The organism is Candidatus Sulfotelmatobacter sp. (genome assembly GCA_035504415.1).
Lineage (GTDB): Bacteria > Vulcanimicrobiota > Vulcanimicrobiia > Vulcanimicrobiales > Vulcanimicrobiaceae > Vulcanimicrobium.
This window is the reverse complement of the sequence record DATJRY010000005.1, coordinates 171102-196365: the sequence shown is the minus strand read 5'-3', so window position 1 is coordinate 196365 and position 25264 is coordinate 171102. Positions and strand designations below refer to the sequence as shown.

The window sequence follows — 25264 nt, the reverse complement described above, 5'->3', positions numbered from 1 at the left end:
TGGTTTCGCTTGGAGAAACGGTCCGCCGCGAGCGTTGACCGGCGCAACGCGTTGCCGTACAGTCGGATGCAGGTGGAAAACGGGAAAAGCTTCCCGAGAAACGGGAAGAACGACGAGCAATTACGGACCGTGGGCCGCTCGGCCGAGGTCCTCGAGCTGCTGGTCGGTGAGGGAGCACTCACGCTGCGCGACGTGCAGCGCCGCCTGGGCCTCGGGCACTCGGTCGCGCACCGCATCTTGCAGACCTGGACGGCGCTCGAGTACCTCTCGTTCAATCCCGAGACCAAGGTGTATCGAGCGGGACCGAAGCTGATGTGGGTCGGCGCCAAGGTGCGCACCGCGCTCAACGATCCCGATCTGCAAGCGCGGGTCACGCTCGTCTCCGACGAGCTGGGCCACACCGCCAACGTCGGCATCCTCGAAGGGCGCGTCGTCGTGCACGTCGCGCGCAGCGCGGTGCGCCAGCTGCTGCCGTTCGAAGTCCATGCCGGCTCGGCGCTGCCGGCGCACGCGACGGCGATCGGCCGCGTCTTGCTGGCGCACTTGCCCGAAGCGCGCGTGCGCGCGCTCTACGGTGAGGGCGCGTTCGCCGTCTATACCGAGAACACGATCGCCGATCTGCCGACGCTGCTGACCGATCTCGCGCAGGTGCGCCGCGACGGCTATGCGGTCGCGCTGCGGATGATCGAGACCGGGATCGCCAGCGCGGCGGTGCCGCTGCGCGATGCGGAAGGCCGCGTCGTCGCCGCCCTCAACGCGGTCGGCCCGACCGCCTCGTTCGCGCCGGCCGAAGTGCGCGATCGCATCCTGCCCGTGCTGCACCGGATCGCCGCGGCACCGATCGACCTGCCGCCGATCTTCGGCGGCCACCGGCGCCGCGAAGCGCTCGGCGCATAAGGGCCGATAGACCAACAAAGGAGACGAAGGCATGAGCACGAGCATCGGTCGCGCAACGTTCATCGCGGGAGGAGCCGCTCTGGCCGGCACGGCGATCGCCGTCCCCCGGATCGCGCGGGCCGCCGACCTCCCGCACGTCAAGTGCCAGACGCTCTCGACCGGGTTCGGCGTCATCCTCAACGACGCGGTGCTGCGCAACCACTTCGACGTCAAGCACGGCTTCCAGCTCGACGTGCTGGGCATTCAGCCCTCGCTGAGCGCGTACTACAACGACTTCATCGCCGGCACGACCGACATCGCGATCGGCGGCTGGGACGCGTTCGCGCAGCGTTATCTCGCCGGCGCGCCGGTCGCGCTGCTGGCGACGCTGACGACGGCCGGGATGGTCAGCGTCGTCGCGGGCGCGCACGGCCCGGCGAATCCCGAAGAATTGAAAGGCAAGACGGTCGCCGGCGTCCTCTCGTCGGGGACGTACCGGCTGGCGGCGGCCGCGCTGCGCGACTTCCATCACGTCGACCTCGAACACGACGCGACGGTGCAGAACGTCGAGAGTCCGGCGACCGCGGTCACGCTGGTCTCTGCCAACCGCGCCGACGCGGCGGTCTCGTGGGAGCCCAGCGTCAGCGTGGGGATCGCGCGTGACCCGTCGCTGCGCGTCATCTACGATGCCGGCGAGGACTTCCGGCGCCACCTGGGTTCGCCGATGCCGTTCTTCGGGCTGGCCGGGCGCAAGCCGGCGCTCGACGCGGCCCCGGGCATCGGCGGCAAGGTCGCCGCCGCGTTCGCCGACGCGATCCATTGGATCACAACCAATCAAGATGCGGCCATCGCCGACTCGGCGCCCAAGATGGACATTCCGCCGGCGGCGCTCAAGCTGGGCTTCTCGGCCGGGCGCTTCACCTTCGAAGCGTGGCCGATGAGTGATCCCGAGGGCCGCAAGAACGTCGCCACGGCCGCCGCGTACCTGCTCAAGAACGGACAGCTCCCGCGCAAGCTGGATGATGGTTTCTTCGCCGTCCGCTGAGCTCGGCGTCGGCGCGGTCGACGCGCCGGCACGCGGCGCGCGCGGGCGCGGGCAGCGCGCCGACGCGATCGCCGGCGTGGTCGTCATCGTCGCGATCGTCGCCGCGATTCAGATCGCCAGCTTCTTCGTGCCGGCCTACATCATGCCGGCGCCGCTGGTCATCCTGCGCGCGCTCTGGAACGAGCTGACCCACGATACCGGCGACGTCGTCGCGACGCTGCTGCGTCTGTTCGCCGCGGTGCTCGCTTCGCTGGTCGTCGGCTCGGCGCTGGGCGTCGTGATGCTGGGTGCGACCTGGCTGCGGCCGTATATCCGCGTGCTGCTGGTCGTCGTCACCGGCGTCCCGGCGCTCTCGTGGATGCTGATCGCCGTCTTCTGGTTCCGGAACACGGAAGAGCGGATCTTTTTCATCCTGTTCTTGATCATACTGCCATTCTACGCGATCAACGTCTACGACGGACTGCAGGCGTTGCCCAAAGAGCTGCTCGAGATGGTCGAGAGCTTTCGGCCCAGGCCGTTGCAGACGTTTCGCTACCTGCTCTTCCCGCACCTGATCCCGTACGTCATCCTGACGACCAAGTCGGCGATCGGCTACGCGATTCGCATGGTGGTCTTTGCCGAGCTGATCGGCGCGGCGGTGGGCATCGGCGCGAAGATGGCCGTCGCCGAGTCGGCCTTCGAGATGGACGACATCCTGGCGTGGACCGTGCTGCTGGTCGCGTTCAATCTGATCCTGCAGGCCCTGATCGGTGCGATCGAGCGACGGCTCTTGCACTGGCGCGGCGAGGTGGCCGTGCGATGAGCGTGCAGCCCGAGATCGTGCTCGATCGCGTCACCTGCAGCTTCAACGGGGTGACGGCGGTCGAGAACCTGAGCCTGATCGTCGAGCGCGGCGAGATCGTCGCGCTGGTCGGGCGGACCGGCGCCGGCAAGAGCACCGCGATCAACGTCATCCTCGGCGCGCTGGCACCATCGTCCGGCCACGCGCTGGTGGCGGGCTGCGATCCGTTCCGCGAGTTTCGCGCGCTGCGCGGCAAGCTCGCCATCAGCTTCCAGACCGACCGGCTGTTGCCGTGGCGCACGACGCTCGAGAACGTCGCGCTGGGCTTGCAGATCGGCGGCACGCCGCGTACGCAGGCGCTCGAGCGCGCGCGCACGTGGCTGGCCCGGGTGAAGATGACCGGCGCCGAGGAGAAGTATCCGCACGAGCTGTCGGGCGGGATGCGGCAGCGCGTCTCGCTGGCGCGCGCGCTGGCCGTCGATCCCGAGATCGTGCTGCTCGACGAGTCGTTCAGCCAGCTCGACCAGGTGACCTCGGCGGAGCTGCGCCGCGACTTCCGCGCGCTCGTCCACGACCTGGGCAAGACGTGCCTGTTCATCACCCACCGCATCGAGGACGCGATCGAGATGGCCGACCGCGTCGTCGTCCTCGCGGCTCCGGCGCACGTCGTGCTCGAGCTGCGTCCGGCCGATCACCCCGATCCGCGCGCGCTCGTCGACCGCATCGCGGCCGCGATGCTCGGCGACGCGATCTCGTCCCGTCAGGAGTAAACCACCACCGTGAGTACCACCGATCCGCAGGACGTCGTCGTCGTGCGGAGGGAGCGTTGGCTGGAGATCCAGATCCAGCGCCCCGAGAAGATGAACGCGATCCGCGAGCAGACCGCCGCGGAGATCCTCGAGCTGTTGGCCGACGCGGAGAGCGATCGCGCGATCGCCGCGGTGCTGTTGTCGGGGACCGACAAGGCGTTCTGCACCGGGATCGACACCAGCGAGTTCGCGATCGGGCCGCGCGAGAAGTTCGACTTCTACCGCAAACGCCGCCGCGTGCGCAAGACCGGCCAGCTGTTCCGCGCACTGCCCGAGTACAGCAAGCCGGTCATCGCGGTCGTCGAAGGCTACGCGCTGGGCGGCGGCTTCGAGCTGGCGCTGTGCGCCGACTTCATCGTCGCCGGCGAACGGGCGACGTTCGGCCTGCCCGAAGTCAAGCTGGGGATGATGCCGGGCGGCGGCGGAACGCAGACGCTGGCGCGGCTGGTCGGCAAGCCGCTGGCGAAGGAGCTGATCTGGACCGGGCGCCGGCTCTCCGCGCAGGACGCGCTGGGGTACCGCATCGTCAACCACGTCGCGCCCGCCGGCGAAGCGATGACCAAAGCGCGCGAGCTGGCCGAGACGATCGCCGCCGGCGCGCCGATCTCGGTCATGATGAGCAAGCTCGCGATCGAGCGCGGCGCCGACCTCTCGCTGGCCAACGGGATGGCGTACGAAGGCGACGCGTCGTTCTTCCTCTACCTCACCGACGATCGCGACGAAGGCCTGGCGGCCTTCCGCGAAAAGCGCACGCCCGCGTTCAAGGGCCAATGAGCGTGGCACGCGACATCGCGATCGTCGGCTACGCCGAGACGAAGATCGACGTCAAGACGGGCCGCAGCGCCTACGACCTGTGCGGCGAAGCGCTCGCGCAGCTGCTCGAACGCACCGGCATCGACAAGCGCGAGATCGACGGAATGAACGTCGCCGTCGCGCTGAGCGAAGCCGCCAACCCGTTCTACGCCGTCTACATGGCCGACGCGCTGGGCTTGAGCCCGACCTGGCTGCAGCTGGGCGGACTCGGCGGCGCCTCGAGCATCGGCGGCGTCGCCCGCGCGGCGGGCGCGATCCGCGACGGCCTGTGCACGACGGCGCTGGTCATCGGCGGCGACGCGCCCAGCACGCACTGGGCCGCGAACTACGCCGCCTACAAGGACGAGTTCCAGGACCCGACCGGGATCCAAGGACCGCCGGGGATGTTCGGGCTCATGATGAGCCGCTACGTGCGCGACCACGCGCTCGATCCCGACGCGCTGGGCAAGATCGCGATCACGCAGCGCGCGGGCGCGCTGCGCAACGAGAACGCGTGCGGCAAGCTGCGTAAGCCGCTCACGCTCGACGACTATCGCGCCTCGCGGATGGTCTTCGATCCGCTGCGGCTGCTGGACTCGGTGATGTGGGCCGACGGGGCCAACGCCGTGCTGGTGACGAGCGTGGAGAACGCCGACCGGCTGGGGCTGCGGCAGCGCGCGTTCCCGGTCGGTTACGCCGAGCTGACGAACCACCTCGGCACGGAGCCCGAAGCCGACGTGACCGAGAGCGGCTTCACTCGCGTCGGTCCGCGCGCGCTGGCGCAGGCCGGGATGACGCACGCCGACGTGCGGATGTTCCAGCCGTACGACGACTTCACCATCGCGGTGCTGCTGCAGCTCGAGCAGATCGGTTTCTGCGCGCGCGGCGAGGGTTCGCGCTACGTGCTCGAGACCGACCTTTCGCCGACCGGCACGTTGCCGCTCAACACCGGCGGCGGACAGATCTCGTGCGGTCAGCCGGGCTTGGCCAGCGGCGGCCTCAACCTGGTCGAGGCAGTGCGCCAGCTGTTCGGCGAGGCCGGCGAACGCCAAGTCCCCGACCCGCGCAACGCGATGGTCACCGGGATCGGCGTCATCCCCTACGCGCGCAATTGGTCGGTCAGCAACGTGCTGATCCTGGAGACGTCACGATGAGCGAGCCCAAAGCGCGGCGCGCGCCGAAGATCGGCACCTACGTCGACTCGCAGCCGTTCTGGGACGGTGCCCGCGAGGGGAAGCTGGTGCTGCAGTTCTGCCGCGACAGCGGCCGCTTCCAGCACTATCCGCGTCCGGTCAGCATCTACACCGGCAGCCGTAACCTCGAATGGCGCGCGGTGAAGGGGACGGGCGAGGTCTTCGCGTGCACGATCGCGCGCGTCGCGCCGCCCGACTTCGCGCCGCTCGTGCCGTACGCGGTGGCGACCGTGCAGCTCGACGAGGGCGTGCGGATCATCGCGCGCGTCATCGACGTCCCGCCCGAGCAGGTGCGGATCGGGATGCGGGTGCGAGTGGCCTTCGAGCAGCTCGCCGACCAGCACTACCCGGTCTTCGTCCCCGCGGAGTGAGCGCCGCGCGATGAAGATCGGCAGCTTCCTAGCGGGGATGGCGCTGCGCCATCCCGAGCGCGAAGCGGTCGTGTGCGGCGATCTCCGCCTGAGCTACGGCGCGCTGCACGCGCGCACCGATGCCGCGGCACGGGCGCTGCGGCGGCGCGGCGTCGGCCCGGGCGAGCGCGTGCTGGTCGTGCTCGACAACGGGCCGGCGTGGGTCGAGGCGTTCTATGCCGTCGTCAAGTGCGGGGCGATCGTCGTGCCGGTCAACGTCCGGCTGACGGCGCACGAGCTGGCGCACGTGATCGCCGACTGCGCGCCGTTGGTGGCGCTCGGCGCGCCCTCGCACGCGGCCACCGTCGCGCTGGCGATCGGGACGGGCACGACGATCTGGCTGGCCTGCGATCCGGCGCGCGGTCTCGACGACCTGGTCGCCGAAGGCGGCGAGGAGCCGCTGCCGCCGATCCCCGGCGAGCTCGACGACGCGCTGATCTGCTACACCTCCGGGACGACCGGCGCGCCCAAAGGCGCGATCGTCACCCATGCCAACCTGGTCGTGATGGCGTTCATCAACGACGTCGATTGGCGTCTGAGCGAGGCGGACCGCATTTTGGTGACGACGCCGCTGGCGCACCGCACCGCGATCGCACGGCTGCTCAACGCGGTCAGCTTGGGCGCGACGCTGGTGGTGATGCCGCGCTTCGACGCCGCCGACGTCCTCGAGACGATCGCGCGCGAACGCATCACCGTGGCCGGGATCGTGCCGACCATCGCGCGGCTGCTGCTCCCCGAGCTCGAGCGCGACGCGTCGCGCTGCGCGACCCTGCGCGTGGTGCTGGCGACCGGCGAGGCGTTCCCGATCGCGGTCAAGGAGAAGCTGCTGCGCGCGCTGCCGCGGCTGCAGCTGTACTCGTTCTTGGCGATGACCGAGGCCGGCAGCATCACCACGCTGCTGCCGCACGAGCAGGTCGCGCACGCGGGCTCGGTCGGGCGCCCGACGGTGGGCGTCGAGATTCGGCTGATCGACGAGGCCGGCGCCGACGTCCCGGCCGGCAAGGTCGGCGAGATCATCGTGCGCTGCGGCGAGCCCGGCACGGGCCTTGCGATGCGCGCCTACTACGGGCGTCCCGAGGAGACGGCGCAGACGCTGCGCGACGGCTGGCTGCACACGGGCGATCTGGGCCGCTTCGACGACGCGGGCTACCTCTACGTCGTCGACCGCAAGAAGGACATGATCCTCAGCGGCGGCCTGAACATCTATTCGAAGGAAGTCGAGCGCGCGCTGCTCGCGCACCCGGCCGTCGCCGACGCGGCCGTGATCGGCGTCCCCGACGCGGTGTACGGCGAAGCGGTCGCCGCGTTCGTCGAGCTGGCGCCGGGCGCCCGGGCCGACGAGGCGGCGCTGATCGAGCACTGCCGCACGCTGATCGCGGGCTACAAGAAGCCACGCACGATCACGTTCGTCGACGCGCTGCCCCGCACCAGCGTGGGCAAGGTGATCAAGACCGAGCTGCGCGCACGCACGGCTGCGCGCGCGTAGCGTCTTCAGTCCGCACGCGTCCAGGACGCGAACCGGCGATCGCGCCGCACCGGGTCGAGCCGCGGATCGAGCGCGAGCCACGTGCGCGAGAGACCGTAGCCGAAGCGCACGCGCGGTAGCAGCCGCAGCGCGGTCGCGGGCCGGCCGGCGGCGACGTAGCCCAGCGCGGCATCGAGCAGCGCATAGTCGCCCCGCGGGTGGCTGCGCACGATCGCGTCGAGCGCGCGCAGCCCCGGCGTCCGGCGTCCGGCGCGCACCGACAACGCCGCTTCGAGCGCGCGCTCGTCGGGCACGTCCGCGTCGACGGCGGCGAGGCGACGAAACGCCGTCCGCGCCGCACTCGCCCGGCCAAGCTCCTCGGACGCGAGGCCGATCACCACGAGCGACTCGACGCGGCGCGGATTGAGGGCGATCGCTTCGCGCGCGTACGCGAGCGCGACGCGGTAGTCGCGCTGGTAGAACGCAGCACGCGCGAGCCCGGCATAGATCACGGTCGCGACCGGTTCGAGCTGCGCGGCGTGCGTCAGCTCCGCGCGCGCCGCGGTCAGCCGTCCCCGGGAGAGCAGTTCGAGCCCGCGCCATTCGTGGGCGATCGCGTAGCGCGGGTCGGCGGCGATCGCGCGTCGGTACCACGCGTCGGCACGGTCGGGATCGCCGTCGGCGAGATCGATGATCCGTGCTTGCGAGGTCAGCGCGGCGGCAGCGTTCGGATCGCGGGTCAGCGCCGCGGCGGCATAGCGGGCCGCCAGCGCCGTTTCGCGAGCGCACGGCGGCCCGCCGTCGCAGCGATACTCCGCCAGCTCCGCGTACGCATCGGCCAGCCCGGCGAAGCCGAGCACGTCGTCCGGTGCGGCGGCGACGACGGCGCGGAAGTAGCCGATGCTGCGCGTCATCCCCTCGAGCGTTCGCAACTGCCAATAGTAGCGACCCAACCGGTACAGGCGATCGGCTTCCGGCGCGAGCGCGCTCGCCCGAGCGGGCGTGCCGCGTACCGGCGCCGGGCCGCCGCCGCCCATCACCAGCAACGCGAGCAGTGTCAGCGCGAGGGTCGGCCACCGCCGCGCCGGAGCCGCCGGCGGTGCCGGCCGACGTGACGCCGGCGGCGACGCGTCGCGCGCGACCGGTGCGGTAAAGACGTACCCGCGGCGCGGAGCGTACGGATGGCACCGTCCAAACCGTGCAGCCGCAACGTGCGCCGCAACAGGTAGACGTTCTGCGCCAGCGTCGCCTCGCCGACGTCGGCGTCGCTCCAGATCGTGTCGAGGAACTCGTCTTTGGCGACCGGCGTACCGGCGCGCTCGACGAGCAACGCAAGCGTTGCAACCGCCTTCGGCGCCAGCGCGACCGGTGTGCCGTTCGCCAACACGACGAGCCGATCGGCGTCGAGGGAGAGGGCTCCGATGCGATAGACGCGCTCGCCGTGAGAGATCCGTGAAGACGCGCCGCCGCTCGTTCGCCACGATGGAGTCATGCGATCCGTACTCTCGTTGTTGCTGACGGCGGCCCTGCCGTTCGCCGCGGTCGCCGCCGGCGCGCAAGGCGTCGACGGCTCGCGCGCGCTCGCCGGGCTGTGGCGTGCGGTGGGAACCGTCGGTCCGCCGGTCGACGGCGAGCTCGTCGTGCGAGCGCATGCGGGACGCTGGACGGCGAGCATCGACGGCCTCGAGGCGACCGGCAGGACGGCCGGCACCATCCGAACGTTCCGCTTTCCCGCCGGGTTCGGCGAGCTGCACGCTCCGGTGAGCCCCGGTGCCTCGATGCGCGCGTTCTGGATCCAGCCCGCGGGAGCGACGTTCGGGAACCGCTACGGCTCGCCGGCCGATCTGCGGCTGCGGGAGCCGGACACCTGGGTCGGCCAGGTCGTCACGCTCCCCTCGCGTCTCGAGCTCTACCTCGTCTTGCAACCGGGGCCGCAGGGCGGACTGCGCGGTTTCGTCCGCGATCCGCTGGCGAACTTCGGGCCGAGCTTCGCGTCGGCGCGGCTCGACGGCACGACGCTCCGCTTCACCGGAGCCCACGGCGGCTTCGCCGGTGCCTACGATCCGGCGACGCAAACGATCGCGCTGACGATCGCGCCGTATCCACCGGCGATCTTCACGCGCGTCGCGCCGAGCGCGGCGAGCGGGTTCTTTCCGCGCACGCCGATGCGCTCGCACCTCGCCTACGAGCGGCCGCTGCCGCGCGCGGACGGCTGGCCGGTCGGGACCTTGGCGCAAGTCGGAATGCGGCCGGCGCCCGTCGAGGCGCTGCTCGACCACATCCTGCGCACCCCCGACGACTCGCTGCGCGCGCCGGTGATCCAAGGGCTGCTGGTCGCGCGCCACGGCCGGTTGGTCGTCGACGCGTATTTCGACGGCTTCTCCGCCGATCGTCCGCACGATTTGCGTTCGGCCGGTAAGAGCTTCGATGCGGCGTTGGTCGGGACGGCGATCGCGCATGGCGCTGCTCTGCGCGCCGATACGCCGATCCTGCCGTTCTACCGGTTCGGCGCGCTGCGGCACCCCGATCCGCGCAAGGCGCACATCACGCTCGGCGACGTCCTCGACATGTCGAGCGGCTTGCGCTGCGATGACAACGACGACGCGTCGCCGGGCAACGAAGGCGTCGTGCAGAGCCAAGCCGGCCAGCCCGACTGGTACCGCTACATGCTCGACCTGCCGATGGCAAGCGCGCCCGGCGTGCGCGCCGTCTACTGCAGCGAGGGGATCAATCTGGTCGGCGGCGTCGTCTCGCACGCGACCGCCGTCTGGCTGCCGCTGTGGTTCGATCGAACGATCGCGCGGCCGTTGCAGTTCGGCCGCTACTACATCCCGATCACGCCGACCGGGACGATGTATCTGGGCGGCGGCGAGTATCTGCTTCCGCGCGACTTCCTCAAGCTCGGCCAACTCTTCCTCGACGGCGGGAGGTGGCACGGTGTGCGGCTGCTCCCGCACGCGTGGGTGACCGACGCGCTGCGCCCGCATGCGAGCCTGCAGACGCCGGGCGACTACGGGTACTCTTGGCATCGGCTGACGCTGCGCGTCGGGCGTCGCACCTATCGCAGTTACGAAGCCGGCGGGAACGGCGGCCAGCTGCTCGAGGTCGTGCCGCAGCTCGATCTGGTCGTGCTCGTCACCGCGGCGAACTACATGCAGTATCCGGTCTGGAAGCGGTTTCGCGACCTCATCGCCCAGGACATCCTCGCCGCGAGCGCACCGTAGCCAGGTGATCGCGGCAGCGGCCGCATAGTCGTCGGCGTGCCGGCAAATCGGGGTGCCGCGATCGTCGTCGGCGGGTCGCTGGTCGGCTTGCCGCTCGCGATCGCGCTCGCGCGGCGCGGCATCGCCGTGACCGTGCTCGAGCAGACGGTCGGCGACGAGCGCGGGGGTGCGGGGCTCGGCGTCGAGCGCGACCTGTACGCGCGACTCGCCGGCGTCGACCCGCGCACCAGCGAGCTCGTTCCGGCGATGCCGGTCATCCGCACCTCGCGCGAGACCTCGACCTGGTACGCGATCCGGAGCTGGCTGCTGGCCGTCGTCGCGCGCACGCCGGGCATCGAGATTCACGCGGGTCGGCGGGTGGTCGAGGTGCGCGACGGCGCGCAGCGCGCCGTCGCCCGCACCCTCGACGGCACGACGTTCGAGGCGGACGTCGTGCTGGGCGCCGACGGCTATCGCAGCGTCGTGCGCGCCGCCGTCGATCCGGCCCGTCAGCACGCGCGCTACGGCGGCTTCGTGCTGTGGCGCGGTCTGCCGCACGAGGCGTGGCTGCCGGAAGCGATGTGGCGCGCGCGCCAGCTCGGCGGCGGCCGCCAACCGATTCCCGAGACGGCGCGCCTGGTCGCCTATCACGTCCCCGGACCACACGGCGAGACGGCGCCCGGATCGCGCCAGATCACCTTCGCGTGGTACGACGGCAGCCGGACGGCGTGGCTGCGCGAGCGCGGCTTGCTGGTCGGCGACGAGGTGCGCAGCTCGGTGACGCTCGACGACACGCTGCGCGCCGAGCTGCGCGCGATCGCGCCGGCGCGCTGGCCCGGTACGCCGGCTGCCGCGGCGATCGTGGCGGCACTCGATCGAAACGTCGCCTTCGGGACGCCGCTGGCGGAGTATCTTCCCGAACGTCTCGCGAGCGGGCGCGTCGCGATGCTCGGCGATGCCGCGCACGTCTCCTCGCCGATGGTCGGAGCGGGCTTGATAACCGGGCTGCTCGACGCGCTGGCCATCGCGACGTACGTCGACGACGAAGGCGGCGTGCGGGGCGCCGCCGGCGCGCGCGCGCTGCGACGCTACCAGACGGCGCGCTTGGACGAGGACCGCGAACAGGTTCAGGTCAGCATGGACGCGACCCGTGATCTGCTGCGGACGGCGCGGGTGCGCGACTCCTAGGCGTCAGTCCGCCGGCTTCGCATCGCGCGCCGCACGCTCGGCCATCGCGTCGGCGGTCGCGCGGTCGCTCGGGCGATCGGAGGCCGAGAGCGCATCCTCGACGCCCAGCCGGTCCGCGGTCGAACGGTTCTGGCCCAGCTTCCATTTCCCGATCGCGCGCGCGACGTGCAGCTCGAGGCCGACGATGGCGCCGAGCTGCTGTTCGACGAACGTCTCGGGCGCGTCGTCGACGTGCCAGGGCTGCGCCCGCGGCGCCTCGTGCGCGTCCGTCAGCAGCGTGACGATGCGTCGCGTCGCCGCGAGGTCGTCGAGCACGTGCAGCGTGCCGTAGACGTGGACGGCGATGTAGTTCCACGTCGGCACGACGCGGCCGTGCTCGCGTTTGGCGGGATAGAACGCGGGCGAGACGTAGGCGTCGGGACCGGTGAAGATCGCGAGCGCCTCGCTTCGTTGGTCGACGGTGCGCCACAGCGCGTTGGCGCGGGCGACGTGGCACAACAGCACGTCGGGCCGCTCCGGGTCGACCAGCATCGGCAGGTGGTTCGCGACCGGCGCCGCCTCGTACGCGGTGACGAGCGTCGCGAGCGGATAGCGTGCGATCGCCTCGCGCAGCAGCGTCGCGTCCTGCTCGGCGAAGTGCTTCGGCACGTACATGTGGCTGGTGTTCCGGCGCCCGGCCTGCCGTCCCCGCCCGCTCGCGGCAGGAGGACGGCGATCGTCGGCACGACTCCCCACCCGATGCGGTGGGGGATCGTCGGCGCCGGCGCGATCGGCACGTACGTCGGAGCGCGGCTGGCGATGGCGCACAAGGAGGTCGTCCTGCTGGCGCGCGCCACGCAGGCCGACGTGCTGCGCGAACGCGGTCTGACGCTGCGCGACGGCTCGGGGTCGACCGCGGCCGAGGTCGCCGTCGAGAGCGATCCGGCGCGGATCGGGGTCGTCGACGTGCTGGTGCTGAGCGTGAAGGCGCACCAGCTGCGCGACGCGCTGCCCGCGATCGCGGCGATGAGCGGCCCGGCGACGACGATCGTCTCGATGCAGAACGGCATCCCGTGGTGGTACACGCTCGGCCATCCCCGCGCCGGCGGCTGGCAGCTCGCGTCGGTCGATCCCCGCGGTGCGCTCGCGCGCGCGATTCCGGTCGAGCGCGTGCTGGCGGCCTCGCTCTACATCGCGGCGACGGTACCGGAGCCGGGAGTGGTGCGCCACACGCACGGCGATCGCATCGTGCTCGGCGCGGCCGCACCGGCCGGCGACGAGCTGCTCGCGCCGGTTGCCGAGGTCTTGGCGCGGGCGGGTTTTCGCGCCGAGACGAGCGACGAGCCGCGGCGCGAGGTGTGGGCGAAGCTGCTCGGCAACGCCGCCTTCAACCCGATCAGCGCGCTGACGCGTTCGACGATGGGCACGATCATGGCGCAGCCGCGCGCGTTGCAGCTCGCGCGCGCCGTCATGAGCGAGTGCCTCGCGGTCGCGAGCGCGCTCGGCGACGAGCCGGCGGTCGACGTCGAGCGTCGCATCGCGCAGAGCCCGCGCGACGACACCAAGACCTCGATGCTGCAGGACCTCGAAGCGGGCCGTCCGCTCGAGCTCGATCCGCTGCTTGGGGCGGTCGTCGAGTTGGGCGAGCGCTGCGGGGTCGCGGTCCCGTTCAGCTCGGCGGTCTACGGTTTGGCGTCGCTGGTGAACGCCTCGCTCCGCACCCGCTGAGGCGGGCGAAGGGGCACCCGTCGGGGGCGGCGCAGAGGCCGGGATGCGTTCCCAGGCCGGTTTGGGCCGGGGAGCCGAGCTCACGTGGCGCGGGATCGTTCTGGGTGCCGCGATCACGCTCGTCTTCACGGCCGCCAACGTCTACCTCGGGCTGAAAGTCGGCCTGACCTTCGCCTCGTCGATTCCGGCGGCGGTGATCTCGATGGCGGTGCTGCGCTGGCTGCGCAACGCGACGATCTACGAGAACAACATCGTGCAGACGATCGCGTCGGCGGCGGGCACGCTCTCGTCGATCATCTTCGTCTTGCCCGGGCTGGTGATGGTCGGGTGGTGGACCGGCTTCCCGTTCTGGCAGTCGTTCGGCGTGTGCGCGATCGGCGGCGTGCTGGGCGTGATGTACTCGGTCCCGCTGCGCCGCGCGCTGGTGGTCGAGAGCGACTTACCGTATCCCGAAGGCGTCGCCGCGGCGGAGGTGCTGCGCGTCGGCAGCTCCGAGGGTGCCGCGGCGGAGAACCGCGCCGGGCTGTGGTCGGTCGTCTGGGGCGCGATCGCGTCGGCCGGCTTCGCGGCCGCGACGGCGACGCAGGTCGTGGCGGGCGAGATCGACGGCTTCTTTCGCGCCGGCGCGGTCGCGACCGGCAACGGCATCCAATACTCGCTGGCGCTGCTCGGCGTCGGCCATCTGGTCGGACTCTCGGTCGGCGTCGCGATGCTGGTCGGCGTCGTCATCGCCTGGGGCGCGGCGACCCCGATCCTGACCGCGCTGCACCCGGCGGTCGGCGACGCGGCGACGATCGCCGTCGGCGTCTGGCGCCACCAAGTACGCTTCATCGGCGCGGGCGAGATCGGTATCGCCGCCATCTGGGCGCTGGCGAAGCTGGCCGGTCCGGTGACGCGCGGCGTCGCGTCGGCGCTCGCGACCGCGCGCCGCGTCGCGGCCGGCGAGGGCGCCGACTTGCCGCGCACCGAGCAAGACATTCCGATCGGTACCGTCGCGCTGGTCAGCCTGGTGATGGTGCTGCCGCTGGCCGCGCTGCTGGTGAGCTTCTTGGCCGGCGGCGCGCTCGGCGATCTGATCGTCCCGCTGACGATCGGCGCGGTCGTGTACGTCGTCATCGCCGGCTTCCTGGTCGCCGCGGCGTGCGGTTACATGGCGGGACTGATCGGGTCGTCGAACAGCCCGGTCTCGGGCCTGGCGATCTTGACCGTCGTCGGCGCCGCGCTGCTGCTGCTCGCGGTCGCGCACCGCACCGATCCGCACGGCGCCGCGGCGCTGGTCGCGTTCGCGCTGTTCGTCACCGCCGTCGTGCTGTGCGTGGCGACGATCGCCAACGACAACTTGCAGGACCTCAAGACCGGTCAGCTGGTCGACGCGACGCCCTGGCGGCAGCAGGTGGCGCTCGTCATCGGCGTCATCGTCGGCGCGGCGATCATCCCGCCGATTCTCGGGCTGCTGCAGGCGGCCTACGGTTTCACCGGTCCGCACGCGCTGCCGGCGCCGCAGGCGACGCTGATCTCGGCGCTGGCCAAGGGCGTGATCGAGGGGCAGATCGATTGGGGGATGATCGGCATCGGCGCGCTGCTGGGCGTCGTGATGATCGCGCTCGATCAGACGCTGGGACTGTTCCATCGCATGCGCCTCCCGCCGCTGGCGGTGGGGCTGGGCATCTATCTGCCGGCCGCGACGATCACCCCGATCGTGCTGGGCGCGCTGGTGGGGCGCGCATACGAGCGCTGGGTCACGCGCAGCGGATTCGGCGAGGCCGGGCAGCGGTTGGGCGTGCTGCTGGCGTCGGGGCTGATCGTCGGCGAGAGCCTGTTCGGCGTGGTGCTGGCCGGACTGATCGTGGTCACGCGGAAGGAAGCGCCGCTGGCGCTGGTGGGCGATTCGTTCCAACCGGTCGCGAACTGGCTGGGGACGATCGTGTTCGCGATCGTGGTGGTCGCGTTGTACCGCTGGGTCGGCGGCATGGCGCGGCGCGCGAACGGGACGATCGAGGCGCCGTAGTCTAACCGTACTCCGGCGCTACTTGCAGAGGTGGCTCGCAGGTACGCGGAAGTACGGGCGATGGTTCGGAACGTCTCGGCAGGCGTGCTGACCGCCGTGGTCTGCCTCGTCTTCAATTTGTCGTACGCCGCGCTGATCTTCTCGGGCCCGCTCGCGTTCGCGTTGCCGCTGGGCGTCACCGCGGCGATGCTGAGCATGACCTGCGTCGCGCTGCTGGTCGCGATCCTCAGCCCGTTCCGCACCGTCGTCGCCGGCCCGGAAGGCAACGCGGTCGCGCTGTTGGCCGTGACGGCGGCGACCATGCAACCCCAGCTCGCGAGCGCCGGCGCCTCACCGCACGCGATCGTCGCCACCGTGCTGTGGATGATGGTGCTGGTCACCGCGGTGACCGCGCTGGCGCTGATCGCGCTGGGCTCGGTGCGCGGCGGGGGGTGGATTCGCTACGTCCCGTTCCCGGTCGTCGGCGGTTTCGTCGCCGGCACCGCATGGGTGCTGACGGTCGGCGCCATCAAAGTCGCGGCCGGCATTCCGCCCGACCTCGCGCACGCGCGCGCCTACGCCGATCCGCTCGTGCTCGCGCGGCTCGGCGCCGCCGTCGCGTTCGCCGCGCTGGTCGCGGCCGAGGCGCGTTACGTGAAGAAGGCACTCGGCGTGCCGGTGCTGCTGGTCGGCGTCGTCGTCCTGTTCGCGCTGGCGCTGTGGGCGCTGCACGTCGCGCCGCTCGCCGCGCAGCAGGCCGGCTGGCTCGTCAAAGCGCCGGAGCGGTTGCACATCTGGACGCCCTGGACCAGCCACGATCTGAATGCCGTCGTGTGGCCGGCGTTCGGGCGCGCCTCGGGCGAGCTGCTCACGGTCGTCATCGTCGCGGTAGTGACGATCTTGTTCAACGCGACCGGCTTGGAGCTGGAGACCGAGGACGACGTCGACCTCGACCACGAGCTGCGCGCCGAGGGCATCGCGAACTTGGCTTCGGCGCTGGTCGGCGGTTTCGTGGGCTACCTCTCCCTCAACCGCACGCTGCTGCTGCGGCGCTTCGGGGGCAGCGACCGCGTCGCCGGCGTGGCGCTGGCGGCGGCCAGCGCGCTCTTACTGCTCGGCGGCTGGCGCGCGATCGCGGTCGTGCCGACCTTCGTGCTGGCCGGCTTGCTGCTCAGCTTGGGCGTGCAGCTCCTCTACCGCTGGCTGATCGCGGCGCGCGGACAGCTCGCGCCGCTCGAGTACGGCGCGCTGCTGCTGATCTTCGGCGTCATCGTCGTGTGGGGGTTCCTGACCGGACTGATCGTCGGCGTCGTCGCCGGCGCGCTGCTGTTCGCCTTCAACTACAGCCGCATCGACGTCGTCAAGCATTCGATGACCGGCGCGCAGCGCCGCAGCAGTTTGGTGCGACCGCTCGAAGAGCTGGCGATCCTGGCCGACGACGGTTGGTCGATTCGCATCTTCGAGCTGCAAGGATTCGTGTTCTTCGGGATGGCCGACCGCTTGTTCCGCAACGCCAAGGCCGAGATCGAACGCCCGAACACGCGCTTCTGCGTGTTCGATTTCCGCATGGTGGTCGGGATGGACGCCTCGGGCGTGTCGAGCTTCGTCAAGGCCTACCGCGCCGCCGAGGCGCGCGGTGTGCGCCTCGTGTTCAGCGGGATGAACGAGCGGGTCGCGAACGACTGGGTCAGCGGCGCGGCCGGCGTGCACGACGGGATCGAGCATTTCGGCGGCCTCGATCACGCGCTGGAGTGGTGCGAGGACCAGCTGATCGTCCCCGACGACCAGCCCGACCTGCCGCACGTGCCGCTGGGGGACTGGCTGGAATACGAGCTGCGCTCGGCGGACCTTGCGCAACGGCTGCTGGCCTATCTGCAGCCGCGCACGTTCGGCGTCGGCGAGGCGCTGTGCCGCCAGAACGAGCACGCCGAGTCGATGTTCTTCATCGAGTCGGGCCGCGTGCGGGTCGTGCTCGAGAACGACGACGGCTCGCATCTGCGGCTGCGCAGCCTGGGCGATCGCACGATCCTGGGCGAGATCGGCCTCTATCGCGACACGCGGCGCAGCGCGACCGCGCTGGCCGACCGGCCCAGCGTCGTGCACGTCCTCACCGCGGGCGCGCTGACGGCGATGGAGGTCGGTGACCCGGCGCTGGCCGCGTCGCTGACGGCCGCCATCATCCGCTCGCTCGGGGAACGGTTGGAGTATCAGAGCGGTCTGGTCGCCAACCTGCAACGGTGAGATGAACGAAACGATCGACGCCGAGCTCGTGATCGCGCAGGGGCGCGCGCTGCTCGACGGGGAGCGCGACCTGATCGCGAACGCCGCCAACCTCTCGGCCTTGCTGTATCAAGCGTTGCCGGACGTCAACTGGGTCGGCGTGTACCTGCGCCGCGGCGACGAGCTGGTGCTGGGGCCGTTCCAAGGCCGGCCGGCGTGCACGCGCATCGCGCTGGGTGCCGGCGTGTGCGGCAGCGCGGCCCGCGAACGCCGTACGCTGGTCGTCCCGGACGTACACGCCTTTCCCGGCCACATCGCCTGCGATGCGGCATCCCGCTCGGAGATCGTCGTGCCGCTGCTGGCCGACGGCGAGGTGGTCGGGGTGCTCGACGTCGACAGCCCGCGCGAGGATCGCTTCCACGATCAGGAGCGGCAGCTATTCGAGACGCTCGCGCAGGCGCTGGTCGAGGGCTCCGACCGCTAGCTGCGCAGCGGCTGACGCGCCTCGGAACGCACCGGCAGCACGGCGCGCGCGTGCGAGCCGCCGCCGGGGCGCTTGGCGACGCTGAAGTCCTCGGCCATCGACCACACCAGGAACAGACCGCGTCCGCGCTCGCTGAGCCGGTCGGTCGGCAGTCGCGGGACGACGTCGAAGCCGGGACCGCGGTCGAAGAAGTGCAGCACCGGCGGCAGCCGGCCGGCGCACTCGAGCGCGACCTCGACCGCGCCGGGCGCGTAGCGCACGACGTTGCCGAGCAGCTCGCTGAAGATCAGCTCGGCGGTGAACGCGCTCTCGCCGTTCACGCCCATGCGCGCCAGCGTCTGCGCGAACGACTCGCGGGTCGCGCGCGCCGCGCCTGCGTCGCCGGTCTCGAAGTGCCAGCGCGAGACGTGTTCGGGCTCGCCGGCGACGTGCATCGTCAGCACGACGACGTCGTCGTGCGTTCCGGCGGCCAGCAGCGTGTCGTAGAGCGCGACGGCGGCGTCGCGGCGCGCGACGATCGCCGGGCTGGCCAGCGCCGTGCGCAGCAGCCGTTCGCCTTCGATCGGGTCGCGGGTCGACTCGGTCAGCCCGTCGGTGAAGAAGACGAACAGCGCGTCGCGCTCGAGCGGGACGACGCGCGTCTCGGCGTCGCCGCGGTCGCGCAGTCCCAACGGCAACCCTTCGGAGGGGAGCTCGTGCACGCGGCCGTCGGCGGCGCGGACCAGCGGCCGCGGATGGCCGGCATTCGCGTACGAGAGCGTGTTGGCGATCGGGTCGAAAACGGCCGCCACGGCGGTCACGATGCGGCCGGGATGCTCGGCCTTCAAGGTGCGGTCGGCGGCGTCGATCATCGTCGCCGGATCGGCGTAGACGTGCGCGACGCCGCGCAGGATCTGGCGCATCGCGGCCATGATGACGGCGGCCTCGAGTCCGCTGCCGGCGACGTCGCCGATCGAGACGACGATGCGGCCATCGGGCAATCGGACCGCGTCGTACCAGTCGCCGCCGACCTGCGCCTCGTTGCGCGCCGCGACGTAGACGGCGTCGAAGGTGACCCCCTCGAGCACGGGCAGCGAGCTGGGCAGCGCGGCGCGCTGAAAGGCGTTGGCGACGTGCCGCTCCGATTCGTAGAGCTGCGCGTTCTCGATCGCGACCGCGGCGCGGCGCGCGACCTCTTCGAACATCGGCACGTCCTCGTCGCTGAAGCGGCGCGTCGAGGCGGTGAAGTACGCGACCAGCGCGCCCAGCGCGCGCCCGCCGGAGCGCAGCGGCACGAGGATCGACGAGCGCCCGTCGAGCGCCAGCATCGCGTCGCGGTACTCGGGCAGCACCAGCGTCGCGACGACGTTGGGATCGATCTGCGGCGTGACCGTGGTAGCCGGCGCGCGCACCGCGGTCGCGACCAGCTCGGAGAACTCGGGGCGCGCGGTCGAGGCGCCGGTCAAGCGCGCCACCAGCGGTGCCATGGCCGGATCGGCATGGACCATCGCGCCGATGTAGACGCGGCCTTGCTCGTCGAACAGGTCGATGACGGCCCAATCGGCCAACGCCGGGACGATCAAGTCCAGCACGCGCCGCATGGTCGTCTCGGAGTCGAGCGACTCGGCCAGCGCTTCGCCCGCGCGCGCCGCGAACTGCACCTGCTGGTAGAGTCGCGCGTTCTCGATCGCGGTCGCGGCGCGCGCGGCCAACGTCTCGGCGGTGCGCAGGTCGCGCGCGTCGAGCACCCGCCCCGACGGCCCGGTCGCCAGCTGCAGTGCGCCGTAGATGCGCGAGCGCCCGACCAGCGCCACCGTGATCAGCGAGCGCGCGGGCGCGGGCGCCTGCGAGATCAGCAGCGACTTGCCGGTGTGCGCGACGTCGGCCGCACTGAGCCCTTCGACGCTCGGCTCGGTGAAAATCGCGGCCAGCTGGCGGCGGTCGGCGTCGTCGGGTGCGTACGCGACCGGGGTCAGCGCGCCGTCGCGCTGCAGCAGCAGCACCGAGCACCAGTCGGCCATCGCCGGGACGGCCAGCTCGGCCAGCTCGCGCAACGTCGCCGTCAGGTCGAGCGACGAGCCGAGCACCTCGCTGGCGGCGGCCAAGTACAAGCTCTGGGCTTCCGCGTGCTTGCGGTCGTCGATGTCGGTGAAGGTACCGAGCCACTGCACGATGCGCCCGGCTTGGTCGACGACCGGCGAGGAGCGCGCGAGAAACCACCGGTAGACGCCGTCGACGCCGCGCAGCCGCGTCTCGATCTCGAACGGCCGGCCTTTGCGCAGCGCGTCGTACCAGCCGGCCAGGAACGCGTCGACGTCGTCGGCGTGGAAGACGGCGCTGCGCTCGTTGTGGAAGGCTGCGACCGTCTGCTCGAAACCCAGGCCGGTGTAGGTATACCACCGCGCGTTGAACCATTCGAAGCGGCCGTCGGCGGCCGAGACCCAGACCACGTGGGGCATGGCGTCGGCCAAGGCGCGCGCGGCGCTGCTTCGATCGAGACCGTCCGATCGCTGCTCGTCCACTGGTCCCGCCTTTCGTGGCGGGTCCCCGGGTTTACCGCTCGGTGCGCGTGAGCGTCTCGCGGTCGTACCCCGCGACCCGCTTGTAGGCGTCGGTCAGCCCGACCAGCTCGGCGTGCGAGATGACCGCGTCGATGTCGGTGAACGGCCGGTCGCCGGTGCGCTCGTAGACTTCGCGCAAGATCGCATCGGGCGGATTGGCGCGATTCGCCAGCACGACGGCGGCCGTCGCCGGCAAGCGCAGTTCCTCGTAGGCGCGCAGCGCAGCCGACGGGTCGGCGCTGCGCTGCAACAGGTCGGCCAAGACGTGCGCGTCGACGATCGCTTGGCCCGCGCCGTTGGAGCCGCGCGGCACCATCGGGTGCGCCGCATCGCCGAGCAGCGTGATGCGGCCCTGCGTCCACCACGGCAACGGGTCCTGGTCGACCATCGGGTATTCGAGGACCGTCTGCGCGCCGCGGATCAGCGCCGGCACGTCACACCAATCGAAGTGCCAATCGGCGAGCGCCGGCAAGAAGTCCTCGAGCGCGCCGCGCCGGTTCCAGTCGCGCACGGCGTGGTGCGGCGTCTGGATCTCGACGACCCAGTTCAGCAGCTGGTTCCCGCGCCCGTCGACGTCGTCGCGGATCGGGTAGAGGACGAGCTTCGCCGGCGTCAGCCAGCCCACGCGCGCGAACGTCGCGCCGGAGAGGAACGGCGCGCCGACGGTGACGCCGCGCCACATGTTGACGCCGGAGTACCGCGGCGGCCCCTCGTGCGGGTGGAGCTGCTTGCGAATCGCGGAGTGAATGCCGTCGCAGCCGATCGCGAGCGCTCCGTGCTGTACCGGACGTTCGGCGTGCGAGACCGGGTCGACGAATCGCGCGCGCACGCCGCGATCGTCCTGCTCGACACCGGTGCACTGCCAGCCGCACAGAACGTTCTGCTCGCCGAGCCGTTCGCGCGCGGCGCGCAGCAGCACCAGGTGCAGGTCGCCGCGATGGATCGAGAGCTGCGGCCAGTCGTAGCCGGCCGCGCGTCCGAGCGGTTCGGTGTAGATGTGCTGGCCGAAGCGGTTGTAGAACGCCGCCTCCTTCGTCTCGACCGCGACCGCGGCCAACGGCTCGAGTACGCCCAGCGCGTCGAGCTGGCGCATCGCGTGCGGCAACAAATTGATGCCGACGCCGATCGCCTTGATCTCCGGCACGGCTTCGTAGACCCGGCACGGCAGGCCGGCCCGATGCAGGCTGAGCGCCAGCGTCAGACCGCCGATGCCGCCGCCGACGACGATGATCGGTTCCATGGTGCCGGCGGAATTCGGCAGACGTCTGACGAATCCGCTCGCATGGACGTCCTGGACGAGCTCTATCTGCGCCCCGGGTACCTGATCCGCCGGGCGCATCAGATGGCGGTCTCGACGTTCATGGAGTACAGCGACGGGATGACGCCCACGCAGTACGGCGTGCTCACCTTGATCGGCGGCGTCGCGCGCATCGACCAGATCGGGATCGCGCGACGGTTGGGACTCGACCGCTCGACCGCCGGCCTGGTCGTCGGCAAGCTCGTCGACGCCGGCTTGGTGGCGCGTCAGACCGATGCCGGCGATCAGCGGCGTTACCGGCTGCGCATCACCCGCAGCGGGCGCGAGCGGCTGGCGCAGCTGGCCGCGCCGGTCGCCGCCGAGCGCGCGCGCCTGCTCTCGCCGTTCAGCGCGGACGAAGCGGCCCAGTTCCTGGCGCTCCTGCAGCGCTTCGTCGACGCGCACAACGCCGCATCGCGCGTCCCGCATCTCACCGACGTCGGCGCGTAGCGGTCAGGCGACCGCATCCTGCGGCATCGTCGGCGCCGCGCTGATGTCGCCGGCGACCGGACGCGAGAACCAGATCGCCAACGCGCTTAGCAGCGACGCCAGCGCCATCGCCGCGAAGAAGCCGTTGGCGCCGCCGAACGCGTCCTGGATCGCGCCGCCGATGTACGGCCCCAGGATGCCGCCGACGCGTCCGATGCCCAGCTCCATGCCGACGCCGGTCGCGCGCAGCTCGGTCGGATACGCGACGGCGGTGAAGTTGTTGAGGATGAACTGGCCGCCGATGACGAAGAATCCGGCCGCGAAGATCAGCAGCGCGTTGGTGACGTGCGTGTTGACGACGGCCAGCAGCAGCACCGACGCCGCGCCGAGCAGCCACCAGACGGCCAGCGGCATGCGGCGGCCGCCGCGCCGGTCGGCGATCGCGCCGCACGCGAACGCGCCCAGCAGCGAGGCGATCTGGAGCAGCGCACCGTAGCCGAAGCTCGCCGACGGGGTCTCGCCGCGCGTCATCATCACCGGCGGCAGCCAGCCGCCCAAGCCGTAGATGTCGAACAGCACGAAGAAGGCGCACACCCAGATGATGATCGTGTTGCGCCGGAACGCCGGCGCCAACAGCGCCAGCGGCGAGCCGCTCCCGGCCAGCACGGCCGGGATGACGAAGGTCGCGCCGCGGTAGATCTCCGCACGTTCGGGACGAATGCGCGCCAACAGCAGCGCCAGCTCGCCGAAGCGCGCGCGCAGCGCCAGGAAGCGCGGCGACTCGGGCAGCCAGACCTGCGAGATCGCGGCGACGATCAGCGAGAGCGAGGCGAACCAGAACAGCGCGTGCCAGCCGAACCGCGGCGTGAGCCAGATGCCGACCAGCGAGGCGACGATCGCGCCGCTCGCCCACCCGACGGCGGCCCCCCACACGACGAAGGCGTTGCGCCCGCGCGCCGGCGAGAACTCGGTGATGTACGTCGTGCACAGCGGCAGCAGCGTGCCCAGACCCAGACCGGTGAGGACGCGCAGGATGAGAAACGTCCCGTCGTCGTTGGCGAAGATCGCCGTCGCCAGCGAGAAGACGCCGGAGATCCACATCCCGCCCAGCAGCGTGGCGCGGCGTCCGATCCGGTCGGCGATCGAGCCGTGTACGAGGGCGCCGATCATGAACCCGAACAGGCCGGAAGAGACGAGAAATCCGGCTTGCGTGTGGCTGAGGTGCCAGGCTCCCTTGGGACCGGCGACCGCCGAGATGACGTACGCCGGCACGAACGTGTCGTAGCCGTCGAAAACGACGGTCAGGCCGATCAGGCCGATGATCAGGCGGTGGAAGAGGCCGAAGCGCGAGCTCTCGATCTCCTCGGCGGCGGACACGGTCATGGGGGCACCTTTCGTGAAGGCTTCGCTGCGAAACGAATCGACAGTACTCTGCCGATTTCCTGGAAGGGGCCGCTCGCCCGCTGGTTCGCAAACCGTCAAGACGTTCGGTACGTTGGCGTACGATCGGGCGTGATCGAGCGGAACGTCGCGCCCGCGCACCTAATGGAAGCCGCCCGATGGCACCGCAGCAAACGACGAACCTCGTCATCACCTACCTCGCTCGCGAGCGCGAGCGCATCGCCAAAGCTTGGATCCAGACGGTCCTGAGCGCTTCGCGGGGGCGCATGACCCCGGACGAGGCCGAACGCGAGCTGACCCCGTTGCTCGACGCGCTGATCGCCGCCGCGCAACAGGGATCGCTGAGCTTGGACGCGCCGGACTTCGCGGAAGTGCGCGCGATGCTGACCGAGTACTCGCGTACGCGAGCGCGCCAAGGCTTCACCCCGAGCGAGACCGCGGTCGCCGTCTTCGCCCTGCGCGACGCGGTGCTGCAGGTCGCGCGCGAGGAGAAGACGCCGCCATACTCGTTCGCCGAGTTCGCGACCTTCTCGTCGTTCATCGACGCGCTCGGCCTGCAGACGTTCGAAGCCTTCGTGCAGACGCGCGAAGCGGTCATCACCAATCAGGCCGAGCAGCTGCTCGAGCTCTCGACGCCGGTGGTCAAGCTGTGGGACGGCATCGTCGCGCTGCCGCTGGTCGGCACGCTCGACTCCGAGCGCACGCAGGTCGTGATGGAGCAGCTCCTGCAGACGCTCCTCTCGACCGGCAGCGCCCACGCCATCATCGACATCACCGGCGTGCCGGCCGTCGACACGCAGGTCGCGCAGCACTTGCTCAAGACCGTCTTCGCCGCACGGCTGATGGGCGCCGACTGCGTGATCTCGGGGATCCGCCCGCAGATCGCCCAGACGATCGTCGCGCTGGGCGTCGAGTTCGGCGACATCGTCACCAAATCGAGCCTCGCCGACGCGTTGAAGATCACCTTGCAGCGCGCCGGCCTCGAGGTCCGCAAGATCGAAAAGCGCGCATGATCGAGCGCGTCCCGATCGTCAAGATCGGGCAGGTCTTGATGGTCTCGATCCAGGTCGACGTCAGCGATCAGACGACGCTGGCACTGCAAGAGGACCTCTCCAATCGCATCGTCGAGACCGGCGCCACGGGCGTGATCATCGAGATCTCGGCGCTCGAGATCGTCGACACGTTCATCGGGCGCATGTTGGCGACGATCGCCTCGATGGCGCGCGTGCTCGACGCGGAGACGGTCGTGTGCGGGATGCGTCCGGCGGTCGCGATCACCCTGGCGGAGCTGGGCCTCTCGCTGGGCGGCGTGCGCACGGCCCTCAACGCCGAGCGAGCCTTCACGCTGCTGCGCGAAGCCGGCCGCGGTGCGACCGACAACGACGGTGACGAGCCGGACGACGCGGCCGATGGGGGCGAGCGCATCTCGTGATGCCG

The 25264-nt window shown here is 71.1% G+C and carries 23 protein-coding genes; 17 read left to right on the top strand and 6 right to left on the bottom strand.

The genetic code is table 11. From position 1 onward, the window contains the following. Nucleotides 1–129: 129 nt before the first annotated feature. From VMD91_02280 to VMD91_02245, 8 genes are read left to right on the top strand one after another with little or no spacing between them, the layout of a single operon-like run. Nucleotides 130–897, top strand: a complete 768-nt coding sequence (locus tag VMD91_02280; protein HTW82878.1) for an IclR family transcriptional regulator — start codon at nt 130–132, stop codon at nt 895–897. Nucleotides 898–928: 31 nt separating this feature from the next. After that, entirely contained in the window at nt 929–1921 is a 993-nt protein-coding gene (locus tag VMD91_02275; protein HTW82877.1) for a hypothetical protein, read from the top strand. Then, complete coding sequence (locus VMD91_02270) at nt 1896–2723, top strand: ABC transporter permease subunit (protein HTW82876.1); 828 nt, start codon at nt 1896–1898, stop codon at nt 2721–2723. Before VMD91_02275 ends, VMD91_02270 begins: the two co-directional genes overlap by 26 nt. Further along, entirely contained in the window at nt 2720–3472 is a 753-nt protein-coding gene (locus tag VMD91_02265) for an ABC transporter ATP-binding protein (GenBank protein ID HTW82875.1), read from the top strand. The genes VMD91_02270 and VMD91_02265 overlap by 4 nt, the downstream gene beginning before the upstream one ends. A 9-nt stretch (nt 3473–3481) precedes the next feature. Next, nucleotides 3482–4285 carry an enoyl-CoA hydratase/isomerase family protein gene (locus tag VMD91_02260; protein HTW82874.1) on the top strand — a complete coding sequence of 268 codons (804 nt, stop codon included), beginning with the start codon at nt 3482–3484 and terminating at the stop codon, nt 4283–4285. After that, on the top strand, nt 4282–5457 hold the full coding sequence (locus tag VMD91_02255; protein HTW82873.1) for a thiolase family protein: 1176 nt from the start codon (nt 4282–4284) through the stop codon (nt 5455–5457). The genes VMD91_02260 and VMD91_02255 overlap by 4 nt, the downstream gene beginning before the upstream one ends. Next, nucleotides 5454–5867, top strand: a complete 414-nt coding sequence (locus tag VMD91_02250) for a Zn-ribbon domain-containing OB-fold protein (protein ID HTW82872.1) — start codon at nt 5454–5456, stop codon at nt 5865–5867. The genes VMD91_02255 and VMD91_02250 overlap by 4 nt, the downstream gene beginning before the upstream one ends. Before the next feature lie 10 nt (nt 5868–5877). Then, entirely contained in the window at nt 5878–7392 is a 1515-nt protein-coding gene (locus VMD91_02245) for an AMP-binding protein (protein ID HTW82871.1), read from the top strand. Nucleotides 7393–7397: 5 nt separating this feature from the next. On the opposite strand, the gene VMD91_02240 is transcribed toward VMD91_02245, so the two are convergent. Both VMD91_02240 and VMD91_02235 read right to left on the bottom strand, forming a co-directional pair. After that, nucleotides 7398–8417 (bottom strand): tetratricopeptide repeat protein, encoded by a 1020-nt coding sequence (locus VMD91_02240; protein HTW82870.1) that lies wholly within the window; start codon nt 8415–8417, stop codon nt 7398–7400. 11 nt (nt 8418–8428) lie between these two features. Then, nucleotides 8429–8863, bottom strand: a complete 435-nt coding sequence (locus VMD91_02235) for a winged helix-turn-helix domain-containing protein (protein ID HTW82869.1) — start codon at nt 8861–8863, stop codon at nt 8429–8431. On the opposite strand from VMD91_02235, the gene VMD91_02230 reads away from it, so the two are divergent. Then, nucleotides 8862–10595 carry a serine hydrolase gene (locus tag VMD91_02230; protein HTW82868.1) on the top strand — a complete coding sequence of 578 codons (1734 nt, stop codon included), beginning with the start codon at nt 8862–8864 and terminating at the stop codon, nt 10593–10595. The two genes, VMD91_02235 and VMD91_02230, sit on opposite strands and share 2 nt — an antisense overlap. Nucleotides 10596–10631: 36 nt before the next feature. Then, the gene (locus VMD91_02225; protein ID HTW82867.1) at nt 10632–11762 is read left to right on the top strand and encodes an FAD-dependent monooxygenase; all 1131 of its coding nucleotides are present in this window, start codon (nt 10632–10634) and stop codon (nt 11760–11762) included. 3 nt (nt 11763–11765) lie between these two features. Here the strand turns inward: VMD91_02225 and VMD91_02220 are convergent, their stop codons facing one another. Beyond that, nucleotides 11766–12416: an FMN-binding negative transcriptional regulator gene (locus VMD91_02220; protein ID HTW82866.1), complete on the bottom strand. Its 651-nt coding sequence runs from the start codon at nt 12414–12416 to the stop codon at nt 11766–11768. 84 nt (nt 12417–12500) lie between these two features. Here VMD91_02220 and VMD91_02215 point away from each other — a divergent pair, with 84 nt between their 5' ends. Genes VMD91_02215 through VMD91_02200 form a run of 4 tightly spaced genes read left to right on the top strand, consistent with a single transcriptional unit; the run spans nt 12501 to nt 18160 of the window. Further along, on the top strand, nt 12501–13469 hold the full coding sequence (locus tag VMD91_02215; protein HTW82865.1) for a 2-dehydropantoate 2-reductase: 969 nt from the start codon (nt 12501–12503) through the stop codon (nt 13467–13469). Nucleotides 13470–13512: 43 nt separating this feature from the next. After that, complete coding sequence (locus VMD91_02210; GenBank protein HTW82864.1) at nt 13513–15477, top strand: oligopeptide transporter, OPT family; 1965 nt, start codon at nt 13513–13515, stop codon at nt 15475–15477. Between the two features lie 60 nt (nt 15478–15537). After that, nucleotides 15538–17697, top strand: coding sequence for a SulP family inorganic anion transporter (locus VMD91_02205; protein ID HTW82863.1), 2160 nt, complete (start codon nt 15538–15540; stop codon nt 17695–17697). Nucleotide 17698: 1 nt separating this feature from the next. Then, complete coding sequence (locus VMD91_02200) at nt 17699–18160, top strand: GAF domain-containing protein (GenBank protein ID HTW82862.1); 462 nt, start codon at nt 17699–17701, stop codon at nt 18158–18160. Here the strand turns inward: VMD91_02200 and VMD91_02195 are convergent. Further along, nucleotides 18157–20661, bottom strand: coding sequence for a SpoIIE family protein phosphatase (locus VMD91_02195; GenBank protein HTW82861.1), 2505 nt, complete (start codon nt 20659–20661; stop codon nt 18157–18159). The genes VMD91_02200 and VMD91_02195 overlap by 4 nt on opposite strands. 31 nt (nt 20662–20692) lie before the next feature. Continuing rightward, complete coding sequence (locus VMD91_02190; GenBank protein ID HTW82860.1) at nt 20693–21940, bottom strand: flavin-dependent oxidoreductase; 1248 nt, start codon at nt 21938–21940, stop codon at nt 20693–20695. Between the two features lie 42 nt (nt 21941–21982). Here VMD91_02190 and VMD91_02185 point away from each other — a divergent pair, with 42 nt between their 5' ends. Continuing rightward, a complete protein-coding gene (locus VMD91_02185; protein HTW82859.1) occupies nt 21983–22447 on the top strand; it encodes a MarR family transcriptional regulator in 465 nt (154 codons plus the stop codon). A 3-nt stretch (nt 22448–22450) separates the two neighbouring features. On the opposite strand, the gene VMD91_02180 is transcribed toward VMD91_02185, so the two are convergent. Further along, the gene (locus VMD91_02180) at nt 22451–23809 is read right to left on the bottom strand and encodes an MFS transporter (GenBank protein HTW82858.1); all 1359 of its coding nucleotides are present in this window, start codon (nt 23807–23809) and stop codon (nt 22451–22453) included. A gap of 176 nt (nt 23810–23985) precedes the next feature. Here VMD91_02180 and VMD91_02175 point away from each other — a divergent pair, with 176 nt between their 5' ends. Together VMD91_02175 and VMD91_02170 are read left to right on the top strand one after the other, a co-directional pair. Then, a complete protein-coding gene (locus tag VMD91_02175; protein HTW82857.1) occupies nt 23986–24840 on the top strand; it encodes an STAS domain-containing protein in 855 nt (284 codons plus the stop codon). Further along, the gene (locus VMD91_02170; GenBank protein ID HTW82856.1) at nt 24837–25259 is read left to right on the top strand and encodes an STAS domain-containing protein; all 423 of its coding nucleotides are present in this window, start codon (nt 24837–24839) and stop codon (nt 25257–25259) included. The genes VMD91_02175 and VMD91_02170 overlap by 4 nt, the downstream gene beginning before the upstream one ends. The last annotated feature ends 5 nt before the right edge of the window (nt 25260–25264 follow it).

Excerpts from the sequence above, each read along its gene's own strand:
- VMD91_02275 (HTW82877.1), top strand. The coding sequence starts at position 929 with ATGAGCACGAGCATCGGTCGCGCAACGTTCATCGCGGGAGGAGCCGCT.
- VMD91_02270 (HTW82876.1), top strand. The coding sequence starts at position 1,896 with ATGATGGTTTCTTCGCCGTCCGCTGAGCTCGGCGTCGGCGCGGTCGAC.
- VMD91_02265 (HTW82875.1), top strand. The coding sequence starts at position 2,720 with ATGAGCGTGCAGCCCGAGATCGTGCTCGATCGCGTCACCTGCAGCTTC.
- VMD91_02255 (HTW82873.1), top strand. The coding sequence starts at position 4,282 with ATGAGCGTGGCACGCGACATCGCGATCGTCGGCTACGCCGAGACGAAG.
- VMD91_02250 (HTW82872.1), top strand. The coding sequence starts at position 5,454 with ATGAGCGAGCCCAAAGCGCGGCGCGCGCCGAAGATCGGCACCTACGTC.
- VMD91_02245 (HTW82871.1), top strand. The coding sequence starts at position 5,878 with ATGAAGATCGGCAGCTTCCTAGCGGGGATGGCGCTGCGCCATCCCGAG.
- VMD91_02230 (HTW82868.1), top strand. The coding sequence starts at position 8,862 with ATGCGATCCGTACTCTCGTTGTTGCTGACGGCGGCCCTGCCGTTCGCC.
- VMD91_02235 (HTW82869.1), bottom strand. The coding sequence starts at position 8,863 with ATGACTCCATCGTGGCGAACGAGCGGCGGCGCGTCTTCACGGATCTCT.
- VMD91_02220 (HTW82866.1), bottom strand. The coding sequence starts at position 12,416 with ATGTACGTGCCGAAGCACTTCGCCGAGCAGGACGCGACGCTGCTGCGC.
- VMD91_02215 (HTW82865.1), top strand. The coding sequence starts at position 12,501 with ATGCGGTGGGGGATCGTCGGCGCCGGCGCGATCGGCACGTACGTCGGA.
- VMD91_02210 (HTW82864.1), top strand. The coding sequence starts at position 13,513 with ATGCGTTCCCAGGCCGGTTTGGGCCGGGGAGCCGAGCTCACGTGGCGC.
- VMD91_02205 (HTW82863.1), top strand. The coding sequence starts at position 15,538 with ATGGTTCGGAACGTCTCGGCAGGCGTGCTGACCGCCGTGGTCTGCCTC.
- VMD91_02200 (HTW82862.1), top strand. The coding sequence starts at position 17,699 with ATGAACGAAACGATCGACGCCGAGCTCGTGATCGCGCAGGGGCGCGCG.
- VMD91_02190 (HTW82860.1), bottom strand. The coding sequence starts at position 21,940 with ATGGAACCGATCATCGTCGTCGGCGGCGGCATCGGCGGTCTGACGCTG.
- VMD91_02185 (HTW82859.1), top strand. The coding sequence starts at position 21,983 with ATGGACGTCCTGGACGAGCTCTATCTGCGCCCCGGGTACCTGATCCGC.
- VMD91_02180 (HTW82858.1), bottom strand. The coding sequence starts at position 23,809 with ATGACCGTGTCCGCCGCCGAGGAGATCGAGAGCTCGCGCTTCGGCCTC.
- VMD91_02175 (HTW82857.1), top strand. The coding sequence starts at position 23,986 with ATGGCACCGCAGCAAACGACGAACCTCGTCATCACCTACCTCGCTCGC.
- VMD91_02170 (HTW82856.1), top strand. The coding sequence starts at position 24,837 with ATGATCGAGCGCGTCCCGATCGTCAAGATCGGGCAGGTCTTGATGGTC.